Raw genomic sequence first — 20,951 nt, forward strand, 5'->3', positions numbered from 1 at the left:
GTGTGCGCGCCCGGTACCACCGCCCGGCGGGCCACCCTCGCCCGCCCCACGAGCCCCGCGCCACCGCGCGGACCGCACCACCCGCTCTCTCACCAGCCGTCACCGGCAGAAAAGGAAGCATCATGCGCAAACTGGCCGTCTCCGTGGTCACCCTGGGCCTCGCCGCCCTCGGTTTCGCCCTCCCCGCCTCCGCCCACGCGGCGAGCGGCTGCAACGCCAAGTGGCCGGGCCGCGACGGCAACGTCCGCGCCTGGCGGGACGCCGACTGCCAGGGCGAGCTGCTCGGCGTCACGGCGGGCAACGACTCCAACTGGGGCGACCCGTACGGTCCGTTCACCGGAACCGACGCGAACGCCGCCTCCTCCGTGATGAACAGCGGTTACGTCGGCGGCAAGGACGTCGTGGCCTTCTACTACTTCGCGGACTACCCGTCCGACGCCTACGGCTGCCTCAAGCCGGGCGAGCTGTACGTGGACAACCTCGGCCGCAACAACTTCACCAACGGCAGGAACATGAACGACAACATCATGTCGCACGTGTGGGTGGCGGCGAGCGCCTGCGCCCCGGGCTCCTTCATCAGCTGACCCGGCCCGGCCCCGGGGCCGGCCCGTCCCGCCGGCCGCGGTCCGTGCGACCGCGGCCGGCGGGACGGGCCACGGCACCGCACGGACCGCCGAGTTTCACACGGGCGCCACCCGACCCTTCCCTGACGTTTGCTGCTCTTGGAACACTCGCTGCGCGCAGATTCCGTCATCTGGCGGTGTCGCGTACGTCAGGACGAGAGGATCCTCACTCATGCCCGAATTCAATCGGCGGCATTTCCTGCAACTCGCGGGTGCCACGACGGCGTTCACGGCACTGTCCAACAGCATCCAGCGCGCGGCGGCCCTGCCCGCCCGCCACCGGACGGGTTCGGTGGACGACGTCGAGCACATCGTCGTGCTGATGCAGGAGAACCGCTCCTTCGACCACTACTTCGGTTCGCTCAGGGGGGTCCGGGGCTTCGGCGACCCGCGCCCCGTCACCCAGAACGGCAGGTCGGTCTGGAAGCAGTCGGACGGCACGAAGGACGTCCTCCCCTTCCACCCGGACGCCGACGACCTCGGCCTGGCCTTCATCCAGGACCTGCCGCACGGCTGGAACGACGGGCACACCGCCTTCGACAACGGCAGGTACGACAAGTGGGTGCCCGCCAAGTCCGCGACGACGATGGCGTACCTAACCCGCGACGACATACCGTTCCACTACGCGCTGGCGGACGCCTTCACCGTCTGCGACGCCTACCACTGCTCGTTCATCGGCTCCACCGACCCCAACCGTTACTACATGTGGACGGGCTTCACCGGCAACGACGGCAAGGGCGGCGGCCCGGTCCTGGGCAACGACGAGGCCGGCTACGGCTGGACGACGTACCCCGAGCGCCTGGAGCAGGCCGGGGTGTCCTGGAAGATCTACCAGGACGTCGGCGACGGTCTCGACGCGAACGGCGGCTGGGGCTGGATCAACGACGCCTACCGCGGCAACTACGGCGACAACTCACTGCTCTACTTCAACCAGTACCGCAACGCCCGGCCCGGCGACCCGCTGTACGACAAGGCCCGCACCGGCACGGACGCGCGCAAGGGCGAGGGCTACTTCGACCAGCTCAAGGCCGACGTGCGGGCGGACCGGCTGCCGCAGGTCTCCTGGATCGCCGCACCCGAGGCCTTCACCGAGCACCCCAACTGGCCCGCCAACTACGGTGCCTGGTACGTCGCGCAGGTGCTCGACGCGCTCACCTCCAACCCCGACGTGTGGGCGAAGACGGCGCTGTTCATCACGTACGACGAGAACGACGGGTTCTTCGACCACGTCGTCCCGCCCTTCCCGCCGGCCTCCGCCGCGCAGGGCAGGTCGACGGTGGATCCCTCGCTCGACCTGTTCAAGGGCGACGCCGGCCATGTCGCCGGTCCCTACGGGCTCGGCCAGCGGGTGCCGATGCTGGTCGTCTCCCCCTGGAGCAAGGGCGGCTACGTCTGCTCCGAGACGCTGGACCACACCTCCATCATCCGGTTCATCGAGCGCCGCTTCGGGGTGCGCGAGCCCAACATCTCGCCCTGGCGGCGCGCCATCTGCGGCGACCTGACCAGCGCCTTCGACTTCTCCCGCAAGGACAGCGCGCCGGTCGTGCTGCCGTCCACGGCCGGATACCAGCCGCCGGACCGGGTCCGCCATCCCGACTACGTGCCCACCCCGCCGGCCAACCCCTCCCTGCCCAGGCAGGAACGCGGCAGCCGGCCCACCCGTCCGCTGAAGTACGCCCCGGTCGTGGACGGTTCGGCGGACACCGCGGCCGGGAAGTTCACGCTCACCTTCGCCTCGGGGGCGCAGGCGGGCGCGGCCTTCCTCGTCACCTCCAACAGCCGTACCGACGGCCCGTGGAGCTACACCACCGAGGCGGGCAAGACGCTCTCCGACACCTGGAACTCGGCCTACTCCGGCGGCTCCTACGACCTCGCCGTGCACGGCCCCAACGGCTTCCTGCGCGTCTTCAGGGGACGCAACAAGGTCAAGGGGCCCGAGGTCACCGCCCGGCACGCCGGTGAGGGCGTGGAGCTCACGTTCACCAACAAGGGCTCCGGCACGGTGACCCTGAAGGTCGCGAACGGCTACGGCGGCAGCCCGGTCACGGTCACCGTGCGGTCCGGGGCCACCGTGAAGCAGACGTTCGGCCTCGCGGCGAGCAAGCGCTGGTACGACCTGACCGTCACCACGGACGCCGACGCGGCGTTCCTGCGGGGCTTCGCCGGTCACGTCGAGAACGGCCTGCCCGGCGTCAGCGACCCGGCCATCGTGACGGGGTGAACGGGCGATGAACACCGCTCCGTGCGGACTGGTCAGGTACCGGTCACATCAGGGTAGTGTGCCCCGGTGACCACGCAATCGAACACTCCTGCAGGCTGGTACCCGGATCCGCACGGGGCGGCCCAGACGCTCCGCTACTGGGACGGCGCGCAGTGGACCGAGCACACCAACCCGGCGCAGCAGGCCGCCGGCCAGGTTCCCCAGCAGCCCGCCGCCCACATCCCGCCCCAGCCGCAGGGTCCTGACGCCAAGGTGCAGCGTCAGGTGCAGAAGCAGGCCGGTGTGCAGGGCGGCGGCCCCGGCGGCGGGACCCTGTTCACCGAGCCCGTTCTGGTCGTGAACCAGAAGGCCAAGCTGATCGAGCTGACCAACGAGTACAAGGTCATGGATCAGAACGGCCGCGAGCTCGGTTCGGTCACCCAGGTCGGGCAGAGCGCGCTGAAGAAGATCCTGCGCTTCGTCTCCAGCCTCGACCAGTTCATGACCCACAAGCTGGAGATCCGCGACGCCTACGGCCAGCCGCAGCTGCTGCTGACCCGGCCGGCGAAGATCTTCAAGTCCCGCGTGATCGTGAGCCGCCCGGACGGCGCGCCGATCGGCGAGATCGTCCAGAAGAACATGATCGGCAAGATCAACTTCGCGATGATGGTGAACGGCCAGCAGGTCGGCGCGATCAAGGCGGAGAACTGGCGGGCGTGGAACTTCGCGATCGTCGACCACGCGGACAACGAGGTCGCCCGGATCACCAAGACCTGGGAAGGCCTCGCCAAGACGCTGTTCACGACCGCGGACAACTACGTCCTGCAGATCCACTACCAGCTGCCCGAGCCGCTGCTGAGCCTCGTGGTGGCGACCGCCCTGACGGTCGACACCGCGCTCAAGCAGGACGCGCGGGGCTGGGGCTGATCGGCGGCCCCACAACGGTACGACGGCGGCGGCCGGTGCACGCGGGAGTCCCGCGGCACCGGCCGCCGCCGTCTGTGGTCACAGTGCGGTGAGATGTCCCGGCTGCTCCGGCTGCCGCGGTACCAGCGCCGGTTCGGCGGCGGCCTTCCGGGACTCCAGCGCCAGTACGGCCGCGACCGGGTGCTCCTCGTGCGCGTCCGCGTCGTCCGCGTCGAAGCCGTCGCGATCGCCGGGCGGTGCGGTGTCGGCCGGTCCGGGGGCCGTGCGGGTGAGCAGGAGCACGCCCCTCGCGGCCAGGGCCGCCCCGGCCAGGGCCAGCAGCAGGCCGGCCGTGCCGCCCCGCAGGCCCTGTCCGAGCAGGGTGAGGCCGATCACCGCGGCGGCCACCGGGTTGGTGAGGGTGACCACGGCCAGCGGGGCGCCGAGCCCGCCGCGGTACGCGGTCTGCGACAGCAGCAGCCCGCCCACGGCGAACGCGGCGACGAGCACCGCGACCACGACCACCTCGGTGCCGAGCGCCGGGCCGGTCCGGTCGGTCGCCGCCACGGTCACCGTCTGGGTCAGCGCGGAGGCGACACCGGAGGCGAACCCGGACGCGGTGGCGTGGCGCAGGCCCGGCCGGGCACCGGGCCGCGACAGCAGGCCGATCGCGGCGGCCGTCGTACCGGCGACCGCCAGCGCCTCGGTCAGGGAGAGCACCCGGGCGGGTGCAGGGCCCGAGGCGGTGACCAGCAGCGCGGCGAGCCCGAGGAGCGTCAGCGCCGTACCGCGCCACTCCGCCGTGCTGACCCGCCGCCCGGCGGCCCGCGCCCCGAGAGGTACCGCCGCGACCAGGGTGAGCGCGCCCAGTGGCTGGACCAGCGTCAACGGGCCGTACTTGAGGGCGACGACGTGCAGCAGGGCCGCCGCCGCGTTCAGGCCGACCGCCGCCCACCAGGCGCCGGTGCCCAGCAGGCGCACCAGGCCGGAGCCGGCGCCGCGGCCGGCCAGCCGCTCCTGGGCGACGGCGGCCAGCGCGTAGGCGACGGCCGAGATCAGCGACAGGCCCACGGCGGCGAGGGCGGCGGCGCTCATCGGCCCGCTCCGACCAGGACGGAGGTGCCCGCGGGGAGCCGTTCCGCGCCGCGGCCGGCCGTGGTGGCCGTCCGCCTCGGCGGGTGGATCACCGCGAGGGCGAGGCCGAGCATCGCCGTCGCGACGATCGCGTCGAGCCAGTAGTGGTTCGCGGTGCCCACGATCACCAGCAGGGTGAGCAGGGGGTGCAGCAGCCACAGCCACCGCCACCGGGACCGGGTGGCCGCGATCAGGCCGACCGCCACCATCAGCGCCCAGCCGAAGTGCAGCGAGGGCATCGCCGCGAACTGGTTGGAGAGGTGGTCGCTGGACGGCGGGCCGTACACGGACGGGCCGTAGATCCGGGCGGTGTCCACGAGGCCGGTGCCGCTCAGCATCCGGGGCGGGGCCAGCGGGAAGGTGAACGGCAGCACCAGGGCGGCCGCGGTGACCGCCCCGAGGACCCGGCGCGCCCATATGTAGTGCGCGGGCCGCCTGAGGTACAGCCAGACCAGGAAGGCCAGCGTGGCCGGGAAGTGGACGGTCGCGTAGTAGGTGTTCGCCAGGTGGACGAGGCCGTCGCCGTGCAGCAGTGCGGACTGGACGGACGTCTCGTCCGGGAGGTGCGCCGACCGTTCGAGCTCCCACACGTCACGGGCGTTGCGGAAGGCCTCGCCGGTGTGGCCGGTGGCCAGCTGCCGTCCGAGCTTGTAGACGAGGAAGAGCCCCGCCACCAGCAGAAACTCACGTATCAGTGCCGGGCGTGTGGTGGCGTCCGGCTCCGCTTGGGCCTCTGCAGGCTCGGTTCGGGCATTCATCCCCCGGCCCCTTCGCTGACGGTGGTGCGTGTGGTGGTGCGCGGGCCCCGGGCGGACCCCGGGGCTCGTCGGTCTCATCGATACGAGCGAGTACCGATACGACACTGTACCGATACGTCAGTGTACCGATACGCTTGAGTACCGGTACACTTGCGTATCGATTGATGTGCGACACACTGGAGTCAGCGTTCCGGGCACCGCTGGAGCCGGGCTTCAGCGGGCCGCGCGGGACGAACGCCGTACACGAGTGAGGGGAAGTGCCGCATGACGTCGCAGGCCGCGGACGGACCGGAGACGGTCAACGCCTCGCGCCGCTCCAAACTCACGCCCGAGCGTGAGCGGGAGTTCTTCGACGCCGTGCTGGAGCAGATCCGCGAGTGCGGCTACGACTCGGTGACCATGGAGGGCGTGGCCGCCAGCACCCGCTGCAGCAAGTCCACGCTCTACCGGCAGTGGAAGACCAAGCCCCAGTTCGTCGCGGCGGCGCTGCGCGCCAGCCGCCGGGTGCGTTTCGCCGGCATCGACACCGGCTCGCTCGCCGAGGACCTGCGCCAGGCCGCGCGGGCCGCGGGCGACTGGTCCGGCAAGGACGCCCGGCTGATGCAGGCGCTCGGGCACGCCGTGACGGCGGACCAGGAACTGGCGCAGGCGCTGCGCGAGGCGCTGGTCTACCCCGAGATCGCCGCGCTCCGGGAGATCCTCGATCGGGGCGTGGCCCGGGGCGAGGTCTCCGCGGGCAACCTCGCGCTGGATTACATCCCCGCCATGATGTTCGGCGTGCTGCGGGTCCGGCCGGTGCTCAGCGGCCAGTACGCGGACGCCGACTACCTCGTCCGGTTCGTGGAGGCCACCGTGCTGCCCGCGCTCGGACTGACACAGGAACCCAGGCCGCCGTTCACGGGATGACAGAACGGCGACCTGCTCGCGCCGCACCGTGGGGACGGGGGCGGCGCGCACCCCCCGGCCGGGTGGGACTCCCCTTGAGCGGAGGGGCGTCCCACCCGGCCGACTGCTTTCGCCCGCCGGGTGCCGGGGCGCCCGGGGTGCCGGGGGCGCCGGTCAGACGTTCTGGCCGTTCCCGCCGCCGGACGACACCTTGATGCCGCCGAGGATCTCGTCGATCACGGAGACCTTCTGGCCGACGTCCACGCCGAACCGCACGACCACGATCTGCTTGGCGTCGTTGGGGGAGGGGAAGGCCACCGACTCCACGTAGCCGTCCGCGCCCTTGCTGGTGACCGCCTTCCAGCGCACCAGGTAGCCCTTCTGCCCGGCCACGGTCACGGCCTTGGACGCCAGCACCTCGTGCGAGGTGATGCTGCCGTAGGTGGTGCCGCCGTAGGACTGCTTGGCGTTGGCGGCGATGTCCGCCTTGGCGGCCTTCTCCGCGGTGTCGGCGTTGATTCCCAGCGCCACCGCCGGCGCGCTGTAGGCGCCGCCCGCGGTGCAGGTCTGGGAGCTGTTGCCCGGGCACTTGTAGGAGTTGTCGGAGGTCACCTGCACACCGGCGCTGATCGTCGACCCGGTCCAGCCCTTCGGCACCGGCATGCTGATGCCGTTCACCGGGTCGGGCACCGTGCCGCCGCCCTCGACCTTGGGCACCGCGGTGCCGCCCGGCGAGGGCGACCCGCCGCCCGGGCCCCCGGAACCCCCGGGCCGCCCGAGCCTCCGGAGCCGCCCGAGCCGCCGCCGGGCCCGCCGAACCCTCCGCCCCGGCCGCCGTCCTGCCCGCCCGGCTGTCCCTGCTGCGACCCGGCGCGGTCACCGCCGTCGTCGCCCTTCGTGAGGGCGTACACGCCGACACCTATGCATGTCAGGACCGCGACCGCCGCCGCGACGGCTATGCCGGTACGCAGACCGCGCCGCGACCCGGCCGCCGGCTGGGCGGGATACCCCGGATACCCCGGATACCCCGGATATCCGGAATGCCCCGGGTATGCGCCGTACCCCGCGGGCGCGGACGGCGCGCCGGCCGGGTAGGTCTGGTGCGGAGGGGGACCCCAGGCGGCGGCCGTCCCGGCGGGGCGGGTCTGGTCCGTCCAGGCCTTGCCGTCCCACCAGCGCTCGGTGGGCGGACCGTCATTCGTCTGCCCGGGGTCGGGGTACCACCCGGGAGGAGTCACCTGCGTCATGTCCCCACCGTAAGAGGCGACGGTGAAAGCGGGATGAGAGGATCCGGCGCCAATCACGCGGACCGGAACATTTCGGCACGGTTTTCTTCGTCACCCGCGCCTTTCCGCCGCCGGCTCAGCCCGATGACGGCCCCGCGCGAGCCGCCCGGGCCTGCCGCCACTGTCCGCGTCACCGGCCGTCCGTATCTGCCGTCACCGGCCGCCCCGTGCCCGCCGTCACCCGGCGCCGGATCACCGGCCGTTCGAGCCCGGGGCGGTCTGTCGTTCCGGCCGGGTGCCGCCGACGGTGCTGAACGCGGTCCGCGCCGGGTGTCACGCGTGGGCGGGCCGCAGTCGAGGCCCGGCGCCGCCTCGCCGTCACCCCGCCGTGGGGGGTCGGCGCTGCCCTCGCCGTCATCGCCGCAAGGGCAGGGCGCGACTCACTGTCATTCGGTGCCGGGCCACCGGATGTTCGGGCCACCGGGCCCAGCGGGGCGCCGTCTCCCCGGCACCCGGCCCGACCAGTGCACCTGCTCTCCGTCACCGGCTCCCGACCGGGGTGCCGTTCGCCGTGGCCCGTTCCGGGGTCTCGACCACCAGGCGTTGCGGCGGGTACTCAGCGGGTGCCGGCCAGCGGAAGCCGGCGGTGCCCGGGGTCAGCGAGCCGAGCACGCTGGGGTGGCGGGCGCCCGTGCTGCGGGGGTCCGTGGCCGGCAGGCCGTGCGCGGTCAGGAAGCCCAGCACCGCGAAGGCGTACGCCTCCTTCGCCGCGGCCGGCAGCCCCAGCTCGTCCGAGGCGCGCACCGGGATCTCCGCGAGCAGTTCCCGCAGCGTGCCGGCCAGCACGGGATTGCGCATGCCGCCGCCCGACGCGACGACCTCGGTGGCGCCGACGGCCCGTACCGCGTCCGCGATCGTCCGTGCCGTCAGCATCGTGAGCGTGGCCAGCACGTCCTCGGTCCGCGCACCGTCCAGCAGCCCGGCCGACCGCAGGTACCCGGCGTGGAAGACCTCCTTGCCGGTCGTCTTCGGCGCCGGCAGCGCGTAGTACGGCTCCCCGAGCAGCCGGTGCAGCAACCGCCCGTCCACCTCGCCGCGCGCGGCCAGCGCCCCGTCCGCGTCGTACGCGAGGCGCCCCCCGCTGAACTCCCGGACCGCCGCGTCCAGCAGCGCGCAGCCCGGCCCGGTGTCGAAGGCCGTCCCGTCGGGGGCCGTCACATTGGCGATGCCGCCGATGTTCAGCGCCACGGGCCGGCCCGGTCTGCCCCGCAGCCACAGCAGGTCCACCAGGCTCACCAGCGGCGCCCCCTGGCCGCCCGCCGCCACGTCCCGCGCCCGGAAGTCGGCGACCACCGGCAGGCCGGTCGCCTCCGCGATCCAGGCGGGCTGTCCCAGCTGGAGCGTGCCGTGGACCCGGCCGCCCTCCGCCCAGTGGAACACCGTCTGCCCGTGCGAGGCCACCAACTCCGCCCGCTCCGCGCACACTTCACGGTTGGCCCGGACCGCCGCCGCCGCGAACGCCCGCCCGATGCCCGTGTCGAGCCGGCACACCTCCGCCAGCGGCACGGCGGCCGGCGGCAGCGCGGCAGCGAGGGACGCCCGCAGCCCCGCGTCGTAGGAGGCGCTCACCATCCCCAGCGGCCGCAGCGTCAACCTGTCCCCGTCGAGCCGCAGTTCGGCCGCCGCGGCGTCGACCGCGTCGTACGACGTACCCGACATCAGTCCGATCACCAGCACGATCGGTTCACCTCTTCCCTGGAACGTCCCATGAGGGCGACGGCGCTGACCGCGCAGGCCGCCGCCGCGTAGAAGGCGGGCAGGTCCGGGTTCCCGGTCCGCCGCACCGCCTCGGTCACCACCAGGCCCGCGCAGCCGGAGAACAGCGCGTTCGACAGGGCGTAGGCGAGACCGAGCCCCGTCCAGCGCACCCGCTTCGGGAACATCTCCGCCAGCAGCGCGGGCCCGGGTCCCGCCATCAGCCCGACGACCGCGCCCGCCGCCGCCAGGGCCCAGCCCTTGGCCGTGCCCGAGACGCCCGGATCCTGCAGGAGACGCAGCAGGGGCAGCGCCGTCACCACCACCAGCACGGCCCCCGCGAGCAGGACCGGCCGCCGCCCGACCCGGTCGCTGAGCAGCCCCGCCGGGAGGATCACCGCCGCGAACCCGGCGTTCGCCGGCACCGCGGCGAGCAGCGCGTGCCGCATGTCCGTGTGCAGCGCGAGCTGCAGGTACGACGGCAGCACGACCAGGAAGGTGTAGCCGGCCGCCGACCAGCCCATGACCCGCGCCGCCGCCAGCGCCGGCACCCGCCAGCCCAGCCGCACGGCCGGCTCCCGACGCCCCGGCCCGCGCTCCGACGCCTCCTCCGCCGGCCCCGCCCGCAGCCACAGCGCCACCAGCCCCAGCGGCAGCGCCAGCAGGAACGGCAGCCGCCACCCCCACGCGGCCAGCTGCGCGCCGGTGAGCGCCGTCGCCGTCACCGCCGTCACCCCCGCCCCGGCGAGCAGCCCCAGCGCCACCGTGAACGACTGCCACGCCCCGTACAGACCGCGCCGGCCCGGCGGGGCGAGTTCCGTCAGCAGCGCCACCGCACCGCCGAACTCACCGCCCGCCGCCAGCCCCTGGACGATCCGCAGCGAGGTCAGCAGCCAGGGCGCGAGGGCTCCCACGGTCCCGTACGTGGGCAGCGCGCCGATCAGCGCGGTGGCGCCCGACATCAGCGCCACCACCCCGATGAGCACCGGCCGCCGCCCGAACCGGTCGCCCAGCCTGCCGAACACCCACGCGCCGAGCGGCCGGAAGAAGAACGCCAGCGCGAAGGAGGCGTACGTCCGCACCAGCGCACCGGCACCCCCGTCGCCCGCCGGAGCGAAGAACCGGTCGGCGAGCACGGTCGCCAGGAACCCGTAGACGCCGAACTCGTACCACTCCACGAGGTTCCCCACCGACCCCGCGGCCACCGCGCGCACCGTCGGCCCGCGCGTCCTCGCGCCGGTGCCGAGAACCGGCCTGGTCTCCACCAATGTTGACGCTCCGTCCGCTGCTGACCGGCTGGTCCGGCCGGGCGCGCGTCGTCCGGGCGCACCCACTTTCACCCGGCGGGGCAACAGGTGTCCCGACCGGCCACCACACATCCCACCGGACGGCTACGCTCGTGGTCTGTACGTCATTCGGGCGACCTGGGGAGGTAACGGGATGACGGAGGGACGGCCGCCGGCGGCCGGCTCGGCTTCCCTGTGGGAGCGGGAAGCGGAGATCGACACCGTCGCGGAGGCACTCGACCTCCTGTGCGCGGACCAGTCGTCCGCGGGCGGCCTGCTCGTCTTCCGCGGCGAGGCCGGGCTCGGCAAGACGGCGCTGCTGGCGGAGACCCGCCGCATCGCCGAACGCCGTGGCTGCACGGTCTGGACGGCCCGCGGGGCGGAGACCCTGAGGTCCGTTCCGTTCAACGTGGTGCGGCAGCTGCTCCAGCCCGCGCTGCTGTCCCTGATGCCGGAGGAGGCCCGCGAGTACCTCGGCGACTGGTACGACATCGCCGGCCCCGCCCTGGGCATAGCCGATCCCGGCGAAGGCAACCCCGACCCGCAGTACGTCTGCGACGGACTCGTCGCTGCCGTGCGCCGCCTCGCCCGCCGCGAATGGCCGCTCGTGCTGCTCGTCGACGACGCGCACTGGGCCGACCAGGAGACCCTGCGCTGGCTGGCCGCGTTCGCCGAGTGCGTGCGGGACGTCTCCGTCCTCGTCGTGGTCGCCCGCCGGCCCGGCGAGGTCAGCGGGGACAGCGCACGCCACCTCGAAGCCGTCGCCGCCGCGGCGGCCCGCCCCGTCACCAACCTCAGCGCCCTCACCCCCGCCGCCATCGCGGGACTCACCCGCGCCACCGTCGGCCGGCACGCCGACGACGCGTTCTGCCGCGAGGTCTGGGCCGTCACCGCGGGCAACCTCTACGACACCGTCGAACTCCTCGCCAAGGTGCGGGACAGCGAACTCCAGCCGGTCGAGGCCGGAGCGGGGGAGCTGCGCGCCCTGAACCGCTCCGCGCGCGGCGGCGGACTGGTCGACCGGCTCAAGGGCCTCGGCCTGGAGGCCACCCGGTTCGCCTGGGCGGCCGCCATCCTCGGCACCGGCATCACTGTCGACATGGTCGCCCGTCTCGCCACCATGGACGAGGACATCGCCCGCCACTGCGCCGAACTCCTCTGCAGCGCCCGTATCCTCACCGCGCCGGACCCCGAGTCCGGGACCGAACGCGAGGAGGGCGGGCTGGAGTTCGTCCATCCGCTGATCGCCACCGCCGTCTACAACTCCATCCCGCCCGGCGTGTGCACCGCCATGCACGGCGTCGCCGCCCAGATCATCACCGAGCTCGGCCGCGGCGCCGCCGAGGCCGCCCGGCACCTGCTGAAGGTGCACCCGGACGACGACGAGGAACTCGTCGAGCAGTTGCGCGAGGCCGCCCGCGAGAACCTGGCCGTCGGCGCCCCGGACGCGGCCCGGCGCTGTCTGGAGCGCGCCCTGGAGGAGCCGCCGCGCCCCGAGGTGCACGCGCACGTCCTCTACGAACTGGGCTGCGCCACCCTGCTGACCGCGCCCGCCGTCACCATCGACCACCTCCAGAGCGCGCTCGGCACGCCCGGACTCGACGGTGACGACCGGGTGGACGCCGTCGTCCGCCTCTCGCAGGCGCTGCTCCACAACGACCAGCTGGAGGAGGCCGTCCGCACGGTCGAGGCCGAGGCCTCCCGGCACGACGCGGGCCCCGCCCGGATGCGGCTCCAGGCCTTCCAGTACATGTGGGAGAACATCCACGGCGAGACCGTCGCCCCGGCCCGCTCCCGCAGCCTCGCCGAACTGGCCCGCACCTGCTCGGGCCGCGACAACGCCGAACGCGCCCTGCTGATCCTGCGCGGCTTCGACGCGATGACCCACGGCGAGAGCGCCGCCGGGGTCCTCGAACTGTGCGACCGGGCCCTCGTCAACGGCCGCCTCGCGCCCGGACTCGGCTGGACCGACCCGGAGTGGGGCATGGAACTGCTGATGATGCTGGGCAGCGCGTACGCCTACGCGGACCGGCTCGACCGTGCCGAGAGCCTCTTCGCGGAGGCCCGCCGGGTCTACACCGGCGCGGGCTGGCGCGGCGGCCACCTCTCCCTGGCCAACGCCTTCCTCGGACTCGCCTACCGCAGGCAGGGCCGGCTGAAGGACGCCGAGTCCACCCTGCGCGAGGGCCTGGTGCTCGCCGAGCGCGTCGGCCGCGGCCTGCCGCTGTACTGGTCCTCCACCTGCGGACTCGTCGACACCCTGCTGGCCCGCGGCCGGATCGACGAGGCCTGGGCGATCGCCGAGCAGTACGGCTTCGGGCCGCCCTACCCGTCCACGATCGTGCTGCCCGACATCCGCTCCGTGCGCGGCAGGCTGCTGCTCGCCGTCGGCCGTACCGAGGAGGGCGTCAACGAACTGGAGGCCGCCGAGAAGACGGCGGTCTCCCGGGGCGGCCACAACCCCGTCCTCGCACCGTGGTCCATCGAGCTGGCCAAGGCCCTCGCCGACGAGGACCCGGCCCGGGCCGCCCAGCTCGCGGCCGACGCCCGACGCCAGGCCGAGCGGTTCGGCACGGACACCGCCATCGGCGAGGCCCTGCGCTGCGCCGCCGCCCTGGCGAGCGGACCGCGCGCGGTCGCCCTCGCCGCGCAGGCCGTCACCTACCTGGAGGCCTCACCCTGCCAGTACGAACACGCGGCGGCCCGGGTCGAGTACGGCATCGCCGCGCGGTCCGTCGCGGAGCTCGAACGAGGTCTGGACCTCGCCCGGGCGTGCGGGGCGGACGGACTGGTGACCCAGGCCCAGCAGGCGCTGGAAGCGGGGCGGGTGGGATAGCGGAGGCCGGTGACGGCGCGGGAGGACCGGCGGCCGGTGCGGCGCGGGAGGGGGCTTCTCGGCCCCGCCCCCGGCCGGGCGTCAGCCCGCGGTCCGCTCCTCGCCCGTCCGCTCCTCCTCGGCCAGCACCCGCTGCGCCACCGCGAACGCCGAGTTGGCGGCCGGCACCCCGCAGTACACCGCGCTCTGCAGCAGCACCGCGCCGATCTCGTCCGGCGTCAGCCCGTTGCGGCGCGCCGCCCGGACGTGCAGGGCGAGTTCGTCGTGGTGACCCTGGGCGACCAGCGCCGTCAGGGTGATCATGCTGCGTTCACGGCGGGACAGCGTCGGATCGGTCCAGATCTCCCCCCAGGCGTAACGGGAGATGAAGTCCTGGAAGCGGGCCGTGAACGGGGTCTGGCGGGCCTGCGCCCGGTCCACGTGGGCGTCGCCCAGCACCTCCCGGCGTACGGACGTCCCGCTCGCGGGCGGCCCGTCGAGCTGGGCGCGCAGCGCGGTGAGCACGGCACGCGGGCACTGGGCCGGCGCCAGGTGGGAGGCCCGGGGCAGCTCCACCAGCGTCGCGCCGGGCACCGCGTCGGTGATCTCCCGCAGGTGTGCCGGCGGGGTCGCGGGGTCCTCCCGGCCCGCCACGGCGAGGGTGGGCACGGCGATGTCGGCGAGCCGGTCGCGCAGGTCGAAGGCGGCGAGCGCGTCGCAGCAGGCGGCGTACGCCTCCGGGTCGGCCTCACGGTGGTCCCGTACCAGCCGCGGATCGGAGTACCCGGCCGTGAACCAGCGCGCGTCGGCGCTCTCCACCAGCCACCCCAGGCCCTCCCGGCGCACCCGCTCGGCCCGCTCCCGCCAGGGTGCCTCACCCCCGAAGTGGGCCGAGGAGCACAGCACCGCCAGGGAGGTCAGCCGCTCGGGACGGTGCACGGCCAGATGCAGGCCGACCGCACCGCCGAGGGAGACGCCCGCGTAGGCGAACCGGTCGATGCCGAGCGTGTCGGCCAGGTCCAGCACCAGCGCGGCGAGGTCGCCGACGGTCGCGCCGGGCCCGATCAGGTCCGCGGCCGACCCGCCGTGACCCGGCAGGTCCCAGCGCACCACCCGGTGCCCTGCGGACAGTTCGGGCGCCACCCCGTCCCACAGGGCCAGGGAGGTGCCGAGCGAGGGGCCGAGCAGCAGCGGGGGAGCGGAGGGGGCGCCTTCCACCCGGTGGTTGAGGACTTTCACGGTCAACGTCGCTCCAGGGCACGGTCGGTGAGGTCACCGGCGAAGCCGGTGTAACGGGCGGGGTCCGTCAGCTCGGGCAGGTCCAGATCCTTCAACTCGGTCTCCTCGGACAAGAGTTCGCCGAGGGACCGGCGTTCCGCGTGGGACCGGCGGGCGAGCTCGGTGAGCAGGTCCTTCGCCCCGGCGCGGCCGAGGCGGGGGGCGAGGACGGCGGACAGGCGCTCGGAGACGATCAGCCCCCGGGAGAGGCCCAGATCGCGCCGCATGGCCGCCGGGTCCACCCGCAGCCCCTCGGCGAGTTCGGCCGCGTCGCGGGCCGCGCCGCCGGTCAGCCGGAGCAGTTCGCGCAGCGGCTCCCACTCGGCGTGCCAGGCCCCGGCCGGCCGCTCGTCCCCGGCGGCGAGGGAGCCGTACAGAGTGGCCGCGAGCTGCGGGGCCCGGCGGGCGGCGGACGCGAGAAGGGTGGCGCGCACCGGGTTGGCCTTGTGCGGCATGGCCGACGAGCCGCCGCCGTCGCCCTCGGAGACCTCACCCGTCTCGGTGCGCGACAGGGTCAGCACGTCCTCGGCGAGCTTGCCCAGCGCGCCCGCCGTGAACGCGAGGCAGCCGGCGAGGTCGGCGACCGGCGTGCGCAGCGCGTGCCAGGGCAACGGCGCGGCGGCCAGGCCCACTTCACGGGCGTACGCCTCGGTCAGCGCGGTCGCGTCCGGGGCGCCGTACGCCCGGAAGGCGGCCAGTGTGCCGGCTGCGCCGCCGAGTTGCGCGGGCAGTGCCTGCCGTACCGGGGCGGTCCGGTCGCGTGCGTCCAGGACCAGGGCGCGCCAGCCGGCCGCCTTCAGGCCGAACGTCGTCGGCACCGCGTGCTGGGTGAGGGTGCGCCCCGGCATCGGCGTGTCCCGGTGGGTGGCGGCCAGCCGGGCCAGGGCGCGTTCGGTCCGGGCGAGGTCGGCGAGGACCGGGTCCAGGGTGCGCGCGGCGACCAGCATGGCGGCGGTGTCCATGATGTCCTGGCTCGTCGCACCCCGGTGCACGTAGGGGCCGTACGGTTCGCCCACCGCCCGGGTGAGGTCGGCGACGAGCGGGATGACCGGGTTGCCGCCGGCACGGGCGCGTGCGGCGAGGGAGCGGAGGTCGAAGCGGGCCGGGTCGGCGGCCTCGGTCACCGCGGCGGCGGCCTCGGCGGGGGCGAGGCCCAACGCGGCCTGGGCGCGGGTCAGGGCGGCCTCGGCGTCGAGCAGGGCGCGCAGGTAGGCGGTGTCGTCCGTCGTGCGGGCCGCCGGGGCACCGGTCCACCCGGGGCCGAGCAGTCCGGCGTCGTGGTCGTCGGGGGCCGGGAACGCCGAGGTCACCGGAACTCCAGGAAGACCGTCTCGCCCTCGCCCTGGAGGCGGATGTCGAAACGGTGGGTGCCCGCCGCCTCCTCGTCCGCGATCAGCGTGCCGCGGCGCTCGCCCAGCCGGCCGAGCAGCGGGTCGGCGGCCAGCGCGGACTCGTCGCCCGGCAGGTAGATCCGGGTGAACAGATGGGTGAGCAGGCCCCGCGCGAAGACGCACACGCTCAGGTACGGCGCGCCGCCGCCGCGCGCGCCGGGCCGCAGCGTACGGGTGTACCAGTGGCCGTTCGCGTCGGTCTGGGCGCGGCCCCAGCCGGTGAACTCCACGCCGTTGCGGCCCAGATGGCCGCCGGTCGCCGGATCGCGCCGCAGGGCGCCGTCCACCCGGGGGACCGTGCCGTCGGGGCACGCGCCCCACACCTCGACGAAGGCGTCCGGCAGCGGCCGGCCCTCGCCGTCGAGGACGTACCCGTGCACGGTGACCGTGTCCGGGTGTCCGGCCGGTGCGATCTCCTCGCCGCCGGGGAACGGCAGCGCGTAGCCGTAGAACGGGCCGACCGTGTGGGACGGTGTGGGCAGCACCCGCTCCGGGCCGCTCGTGTCGGTCTTCGTCATGGCGGTCAGCGTCCTTCTTCCATCCAGGTGGCGGCCGGGCCGTCGAGCACGATGTCCCAGTGGTAGCCGAGGGAGAACTCCGGCACCGACAGGCCGTGGTCGTAGGTGGCGACCAGCCGCTGCCGGGCCGCGTCGTCGGTCACGGACTGCAGGATCGGGTCGTACGGGAAGAGCGGGTCGTTCGGGAAGTACATCTGGGTCACGAGCCGCTGGGTGAACGCCGCGCCGAACACCGAGAAGTGGATGTGGGCGGGGCGCCAGGCGCCCACGTGGTTGCGCCACGGGTAGGGACCCGGCTGGACGGTGGTGAAGTGGTAGCGGCCCTCGATGTCGGTGAGGGTGCGGCCCACTCCGGTGAAGTTCGGGTCGAGCGGGGCGTCGTGCTGCTCACGCCGGTGCGCGTACCGCCCGGCCGAGTTGGCCTGCCAGATCTCGATCAGCTGGCCCCGGACCGGGCGCCCGGCGCGGTCCAGGAGCCGTCCGGAGACGGTGATCCGCTCACCGACCGGCGCGCCGGTGTGCTGCCGGGTGAGGTCGTTGTCGATCTCGGTGACGTCCCGCTCCCCGAAGGCGGGGGAGTGCAGCTCCACCAGTTCGGGGTCCTGGGCGGTGTCGATGGCGACCAGGGGCTGTTTCGGGTGGCGCAGCACCGAGGAGCGGTAGGGGGCGTAGTCGCGACGCGGGTGGTGCTCGACGGGCGCGCCCTCGGCGACCCGCTTCTCGTACGCGGCGTGCTCGGCCGCGATCTCCCGGTCGATGTCCTGCTGGGTGAGGGGCATGGCGGTACCTGAGGATTCCTATCGTTCCAGGACGAGAGCGAGAGCGGGGGGGGAGGACGAGAGCGAGGGCGAGGCCTGGCCCACGCCGAGGCAGAGGGTGGCCACGCCGGTGCCGCCCGGCACCGAGGTCGGCGGGCCCGCCCGGAGCACGGCCGTGCCGGCGACATCGCGGTTCTTGCGGACGGCGTCGACGAGGTGGACGGGGTTCACAGCAGGTTCTCCGCGACGACGAGTTCCGCATCGGTCCCGGCGACCACCTCGTCAACGGTCACACCCGGGGCGGTCTCCACCAGGGCGAGTCCGTCGGCGGTGACGTCCAGTACGGCGAGATCGGTGATGACCCGGTTCACACACGCCTTGCCCGTGAGCGGCAGGGTGCACTCCTTGAGGATCTTGGAGGAGCCGTCCTTGGCGGTGTGCGTCATCACCACGATCACCCGACGGGCGCCGTGCACCAGGTCCATGGCGCCCCCGATGCCGGTGACGAGCTTGCCCGGCACGGCCCAGTTGGCCAGGTCGCCGCCGGCGGAGACCTGCATCGCCCCGAGGACGGCGACGTCGATGTGCCCGCCGCGGATCATCGCGAAGGACAGCGCCGAGTCGAAGAAGGACGCGCCCGGCAGCACGGTGACGGTCTCCTTGCCGGCGTTGATCAGATCCGGGTCGACCTGGTGCTCGCCGGGGTAGGGGCCGGTGCCGAGAATGCCGTTCTCCGACTCCAGCACCACCTCGACGCCCTCGGGCAGGTGGTTCGGGATCAGGGTGGGCAGACCGATGCCGAGATTGACGTACTGTCCGTCGCGCAGCTCGCGGGCGGCACGGGCGGCCATCTCCTCGCGTGTCCGGGCCATCAGCCGTTCACCGTCCCCCGTGCCGAGGACGCGGAGACCGTGCGCCGCTCGATCTTCTTGTCCGCCGCCTGCTCCGGGGTGAGCGGCACGACCCGCTGCACGAAGACCCCCGGCACGTGCACCGCGTCGGGGTCGATCTCGCCGGGCTCGACCAGCTCCTCCACCTCGGCCACCGTGATCCGCCCGGCCATGGCGGCGAGGGGGTTGAAGTTCCGGGCCGACCGGTTGAAGACCAGATTGCCGTGCCGGTCGCCCTTCGCGGCGCGGACCAGCGCGAAGTCGGTGCGGATGGCGCGCTCCAGGACGTACTCCACCCCGTCGAACTCCCGCACCTCCTTGGGCGGCGAGGCCAGTGCGACCCCGCCCGAGCCGTCGTAGCGCCAGGGCAGTCCGCCCTCGGCGACCTGGGTGCCGACCCCGGCCGGGGTGAAGAAGGCGGCGATGCCGGCGCCGCCCGCGCGCAGCCGCTCGGCGAGGGTGCCCTGCGGGATCAGCTCCACCTCCAGCTCCCCGGCCAGGTACTGGCGGGCGAACTCCTTGTTGGCGCCGATGTACGAGCCGGTGACCCGGGCGATCCGCCCCGCGGCCAGCAGCACCGCGAGCCCGGTCTCCATGGCCCCGCAGTTGTTCGAGACCACGCCCAGCCCGCGGACGCCGCGCTCGTGCAGCGCCTGGATCAGCACGTTCGGCACACCGCTGAGCCCGAACCCGCCGACGGCGAGGGACGCGCCGTCCGGCACATCGGCCACCGCCGCCGGGGCGGTGGCCACCACCTTGTCCATCCGTGAAGCCCCATCTCTCCGGAACTAGTCAGCGCACTGAGTATTTCAGCGAGGTGTCCCACACGCTGCCACCGGCGCCCAGGGTCGTCAAGAGCAGCGTAGACAGGAGCTATCGGTTGGAGACAGGTAAGCGGCTGCCGGGTATCGTTCAGTGCACCAACGAATCCAACTAGGGAGCGGGCATGGCCGCCGTGGACCTCGCCACCCATCCCGGGCACCTGGCCCGCCGGCTCCAGCAGGCCCACTACCTGCTGTGGAACACGATGGTCTCGGAGGAGATCACCTCGCCGCAGTTCGCGGTGATGAACGCGCTCGTCGCGGAGCCCGGCCTCGACCAGCGGACCGTGGGGGAGCGGGTGGGCCTGGACCGGTCGACCATCGCCGAGGTCATCAGCCGGCTCGGCCGCCGCGGACTGCTGCACAAGGTGCGCGACCCCGAGGACGGCCGCCGCTCCCTGCTCCGCCTCACCGACGACGGCCTGCGCACCCATCGCAGACTGGCCGTGCGCACCGCCCGTATGAACCAGGTGTTCCTCGCCCCGCTCTCCGCCGAGGAGCAGACGGTGTTCTTCGACCTGATCCGCCGGGTCGCCGACGCGGCGGAGGACCTGCGCAACGCGGCCGAACCGCAGACCGCGCGGGGCTGACGGGATCCGGGCGGGCGGGACACCGGCCCGGCGCGCGGGCGCCGCTAGGGAGCCGGGGCGAACACCACCCACACCTGGCCCTGGGCGAAGTCCAGCGGGGCGCCGTCCGCCGTCGTGAACGCCGTGCCGTCCCCCGCCGTCGGCCGCGACCAGCCGGCGGTGAAGGAGCGCCCGTCCCGGAGCACCTCCGCCCGCCCCGAGCCGACCGTCTCGGTGTACGGCGTGCGGTTGCCGAGGACGTCGTGGTACCCGGAGGCGCGGATCCGCACGTACTGCACCACGACCGTCGCGGGCGCCGGCCGGGGGCCGTCGGTCGTCGTCGTGGGGGTGCCGTCCATCGCGACCAGCCAGCCCCCGCGCCCGGCGGACCAGGTGAAGGTGAAGCGGGCGGCCGGATAGCGCACGGTCCGGGTGGCCGTGGGAGTGCCGCCGGCCGGGGCCGGGCCGTACCGGAAGCCCGTGGTGAGCGCGCCCGCGCCGGGCGCCGTGGACAGCAGCCCGGCCGGGTGCAGATAGAGATTGTGCGGTGCGGCCCTGCCGCTGCCCCGGTAGTAGGCGTCCGGGGCTTCGTCGGGCGACCTCGCCTCCACCGGCGCCCGGTCGATCAGCGGCAGCAGCCTGCGCTGGGCACCGGAGAAGGCGAGGGTGGGCCGGCCGAACTGGCGCAGCAGCTCCAGATCCGACTCGCGGGCGCTGCGCACCGGTCCGACGGTCTCGGGGAACCGCGTCGCGTACACCGCGAGCAGCCGGCTCAGACCCCCCTCCACCTGCTCGGCGTAGACCACGTCGGCGGCGTCCAGACCCGTCTGCGGGCGGGCACCGGCCACATTGTCGATCTTGACGGCGAGCGGGGAGCCGGCCGCCGTGGCCGAGGCGTCCGGTGCCGGTGTGCGGCCCGGGACGCCGTCGTCGCCGGGGCGGCCCTGCCCGGAGCAGCCCGCCGTCAGGGAGGCCGTCAGCGCGGCCGCCAGCACCGCCGCCGTGAGTGCGGCGCGCCGTCCACGCGCCCTGTGTGCCATGCCCACCGTCGCCACCCCGTTCGTCTGTCCGATTGTGCGCTCATGAGGACATCGATGGCCATGTCCGGACGCGGCGTGGTTCGGTGTGGTGCGCACGG

At 74.0% G+C, this 20,951-nt stretch carries 18 protein-coding genes and 1 pseudogene; 6 read left to right on the forward strand and 13 right to left on the reverse strand.

Annotated features, from left to right (window positions below; genetic code table 11):
- The first annotated feature begins 122 nt into the window (after window positions 1-122).
- From N8I86_RS31050 to N8I86_RS31060, 3 genes are all read left to right on the forward strand, one after another.
- Window positions 123-584 carry a hypothetical protein gene (locus N8I86_RS31050; protein WP_073891584.1) on the forward strand — a complete coding sequence of 154 codons (462 nt, stop codon included), beginning with the start codon at window positions 123-125 and terminating at the stop codon, window positions 582-584.
- A 211-nt stretch (window positions 585-795) separates the two neighbouring features.
- Window positions 796-2,844, forward strand: coding sequence for a phosphocholine-specific phospholipase C (locus N8I86_RS31055; protein WP_263279240.1), 2,049 nt, complete (start codon window positions 796-798; stop codon window positions 2,842-2,844).
- A gap of 66 nt (window positions 2,845-2,910) precedes the next feature.
- Window positions 2,911-3,750, forward strand: coding sequence for a phospholipid scramblase-related protein (locus N8I86_RS31060; RefSeq protein ID WP_073891579.1), 840 nt, complete (start codon window positions 2,911-2,913; stop codon window positions 3,748-3,750).
- A gap of 78 nt (window positions 3,751-3,828) precedes the next feature.
- Here the strand turns inward: N8I86_RS31060 and N8I86_RS31065 are convergent, their stop codons facing one another.
- Together N8I86_RS31065 and N8I86_RS31070 are read right to left on the reverse strand one after the other, a co-directional pair.
- Window positions 3,829-4,824: a DMT family protein gene (locus N8I86_RS31065; RefSeq protein ID WP_263279241.1), complete on the reverse strand. Its 996-nt coding sequence runs from the start codon at window positions 4,822-4,824 to the stop codon at window positions 3,829-3,831.
- Window positions 4,821-5,621: a phosphatase PAP2 family protein gene (locus tag N8I86_RS31070; protein ID WP_263279242.1), complete on the reverse strand. Its 801-nt coding sequence runs from the start codon at window positions 5,619-5,621 to the stop codon at window positions 4,821-4,823. The genes N8I86_RS31065 and N8I86_RS31070 overlap by 4 nt, the downstream gene beginning before the upstream one ends.
- A 264-nt stretch (window positions 5,622-5,885) precedes the next feature.
- Here N8I86_RS31070 and N8I86_RS31075 point away from each other — a divergent pair, with 264 nt between their 5' ends.
- On the forward strand, window positions 5,886-6,527 hold the full coding sequence (locus N8I86_RS31075) for a TetR/AcrR family transcriptional regulator (protein ID WP_263279243.1): 642 nt from the start codon (window positions 5,886-5,888) through the stop codon (window positions 6,525-6,527).
- Window positions 6,528-6,680: 153 nt separating this feature from the next.
- On the opposite strand, the pseudogene N8I86_RS31080 reads toward N8I86_RS31075, so the two are convergent.
- The 3 genes and pseudogenes from N8I86_RS31080 to N8I86_RS31090 all read right to left on the reverse strand — a co-directional run bounded on the left by N8I86_RS31080 (window position 6,681) and on the right by N8I86_RS31090 (window position 10,752).
- Window positions 6,681-7,753: pseudogene (locus N8I86_RS31080) on the reverse strand (DUF2510 domain-containing protein).
- A 519-nt stretch (window positions 7,754-8,272) separates the two neighbouring features.
- Window positions 8,273-9,469, reverse strand: a complete 1,197-nt coding sequence (locus tag N8I86_RS31085; protein WP_263279244.1) for an anhydro-N-acetylmuramic acid kinase — start codon at window positions 9,467-9,469, stop codon at window positions 8,273-8,275.
- The gene (locus tag N8I86_RS31090) at window positions 9,460-10,752 is read right to left on the reverse strand and encodes an MFS transporter (RefSeq protein ID WP_263279245.1); all 1,293 of its coding nucleotides are present in this window, start codon (window positions 10,750-10,752) and stop codon (window positions 9,460-9,462) included. Before N8I86_RS31090 ends, N8I86_RS31085 begins: the two co-directional genes overlap by 10 nt.
- Window positions 10,753-10,927: 175 nt before the next feature.
- Here N8I86_RS31090 and N8I86_RS31095 point away from each other — a divergent pair, with 175 nt between their 5' ends.
- On the forward strand, window positions 10,928-13,609 hold the full coding sequence (locus N8I86_RS31095; RefSeq protein WP_073891566.1) for an ATP-binding protein: 2,682 nt from the start codon (window positions 10,928-10,930) through the stop codon (window positions 13,607-13,609).
- A gap of 81 nt (window positions 13,610-13,690) precedes the next feature.
- Here the strand turns inward: N8I86_RS31095 and pcaDC are convergent, their stop codons facing one another.
- From pcaDC to N8I86_RS31130, 7 genes are read right to left on the reverse strand one after another with little or no spacing between them, the layout of a single operon-like run.
- Window positions 13,691-14,833, reverse strand: coding sequence for a bifunctional 3-oxoadipate enol-lactonase/4-carboxymuconolactone decarboxylase PcaDC (gene pcaDC / locus N8I86_RS31100; RefSeq protein WP_263279246.1), 1,143 nt, complete (start codon window positions 14,831-14,833; stop codon window positions 13,691-13,693).
- A complete protein-coding gene (pcaB, locus tag N8I86_RS31105; protein ID WP_263279247.1) occupies window positions 14,830-16,176 on the reverse strand; it encodes a 3-carboxy-cis,cis-muconate cycloisomerase in 1,347 nt (448 codons plus the stop codon). Before pcaB ends, pcaDC begins: the two co-directional genes overlap by 4 nt.
- Window positions 16,173-16,775, reverse strand: coding sequence for a protocatechuate 3,4-dioxygenase subunit alpha (pcaG, locus tag N8I86_RS31110; protein WP_263279248.1), 603 nt, complete (start codon window positions 16,773-16,775; stop codon window positions 16,173-16,175). The genes pcaB and pcaG overlap by 4 nt, the downstream gene beginning before the upstream one ends.
- Window positions 16,776-16,780: 5 nt before the next feature.
- The gene (pcaH, locus tag N8I86_RS31115; protein ID WP_263279249.1) at window positions 16,781-17,554 is read right to left on the reverse strand and encodes a protocatechuate 3,4-dioxygenase subunit beta; all 774 of its coding nucleotides are present in this window, start codon (window positions 17,552-17,554) and stop codon (window positions 16,781-16,783) included.
- An 18-nt stretch (window positions 17,555-17,572) separates the two neighbouring features.
- Window positions 17,573-17,764, reverse strand: a complete 192-nt coding sequence (locus N8I86_RS31120) for a hypothetical protein (protein ID WP_263279250.1) — start codon at window positions 17,762-17,764, stop codon at window positions 17,573-17,575.
- The gene (locus N8I86_RS31125) at window positions 17,761-18,405 is read right to left on the reverse strand and encodes a CoA transferase subunit B (RefSeq protein ID WP_263279251.1); all 645 of its coding nucleotides are present in this window, start codon (window positions 18,403-18,405) and stop codon (window positions 17,761-17,763) included. Before N8I86_RS31125 ends, N8I86_RS31120 begins: the two co-directional genes overlap by 4 nt.
- Entirely contained in the window at window positions 18,405-19,187 is a 783-nt protein-coding gene (locus N8I86_RS31130; protein WP_263279252.1) for a CoA transferase subunit A, read from the reverse strand. The genes N8I86_RS31125 and N8I86_RS31130 overlap by 1 nt, the downstream gene beginning before the upstream one ends.
- A gap of 182 nt (window positions 19,188-19,369) precedes the next feature.
- On the opposite strand from N8I86_RS31130, the gene N8I86_RS31135 reads away from it, so the two are divergent.
- Window positions 19,370-19,834 carry a MarR family winged helix-turn-helix transcriptional regulator gene (locus N8I86_RS31135; protein WP_263279253.1) on the forward strand — a complete coding sequence of 155 codons (465 nt, stop codon included), beginning with the start codon at window positions 19,370-19,372 and terminating at the stop codon, window positions 19,832-19,834.
- 44 nt (window positions 19,835-19,878) lie between these two features.
- Here N8I86_RS31135 and N8I86_RS31140 read toward each other — a convergent pair whose 3' ends face one another.
- Window positions 19,879-20,853 (reverse strand): DUF3048 domain-containing protein, encoded by a 975-nt coding sequence (locus N8I86_RS31140; protein ID WP_263279254.1) that lies wholly within the window; start codon window positions 20,851-20,853, stop codon window positions 19,879-19,881.
- Between the last annotated feature and the right edge of the window lie 98 nt (window positions 20,854-20,951).

Source organism: Streptomyces albidicamelliae (assembly GCF_025642175.1).
GTDB classification, from domain to species: domain Bacteria; phylum Actinomycetota; class Actinomycetes; order Streptomycetales; family Streptomycetaceae; genus Streptomyces; species Streptomyces albidocamelliae.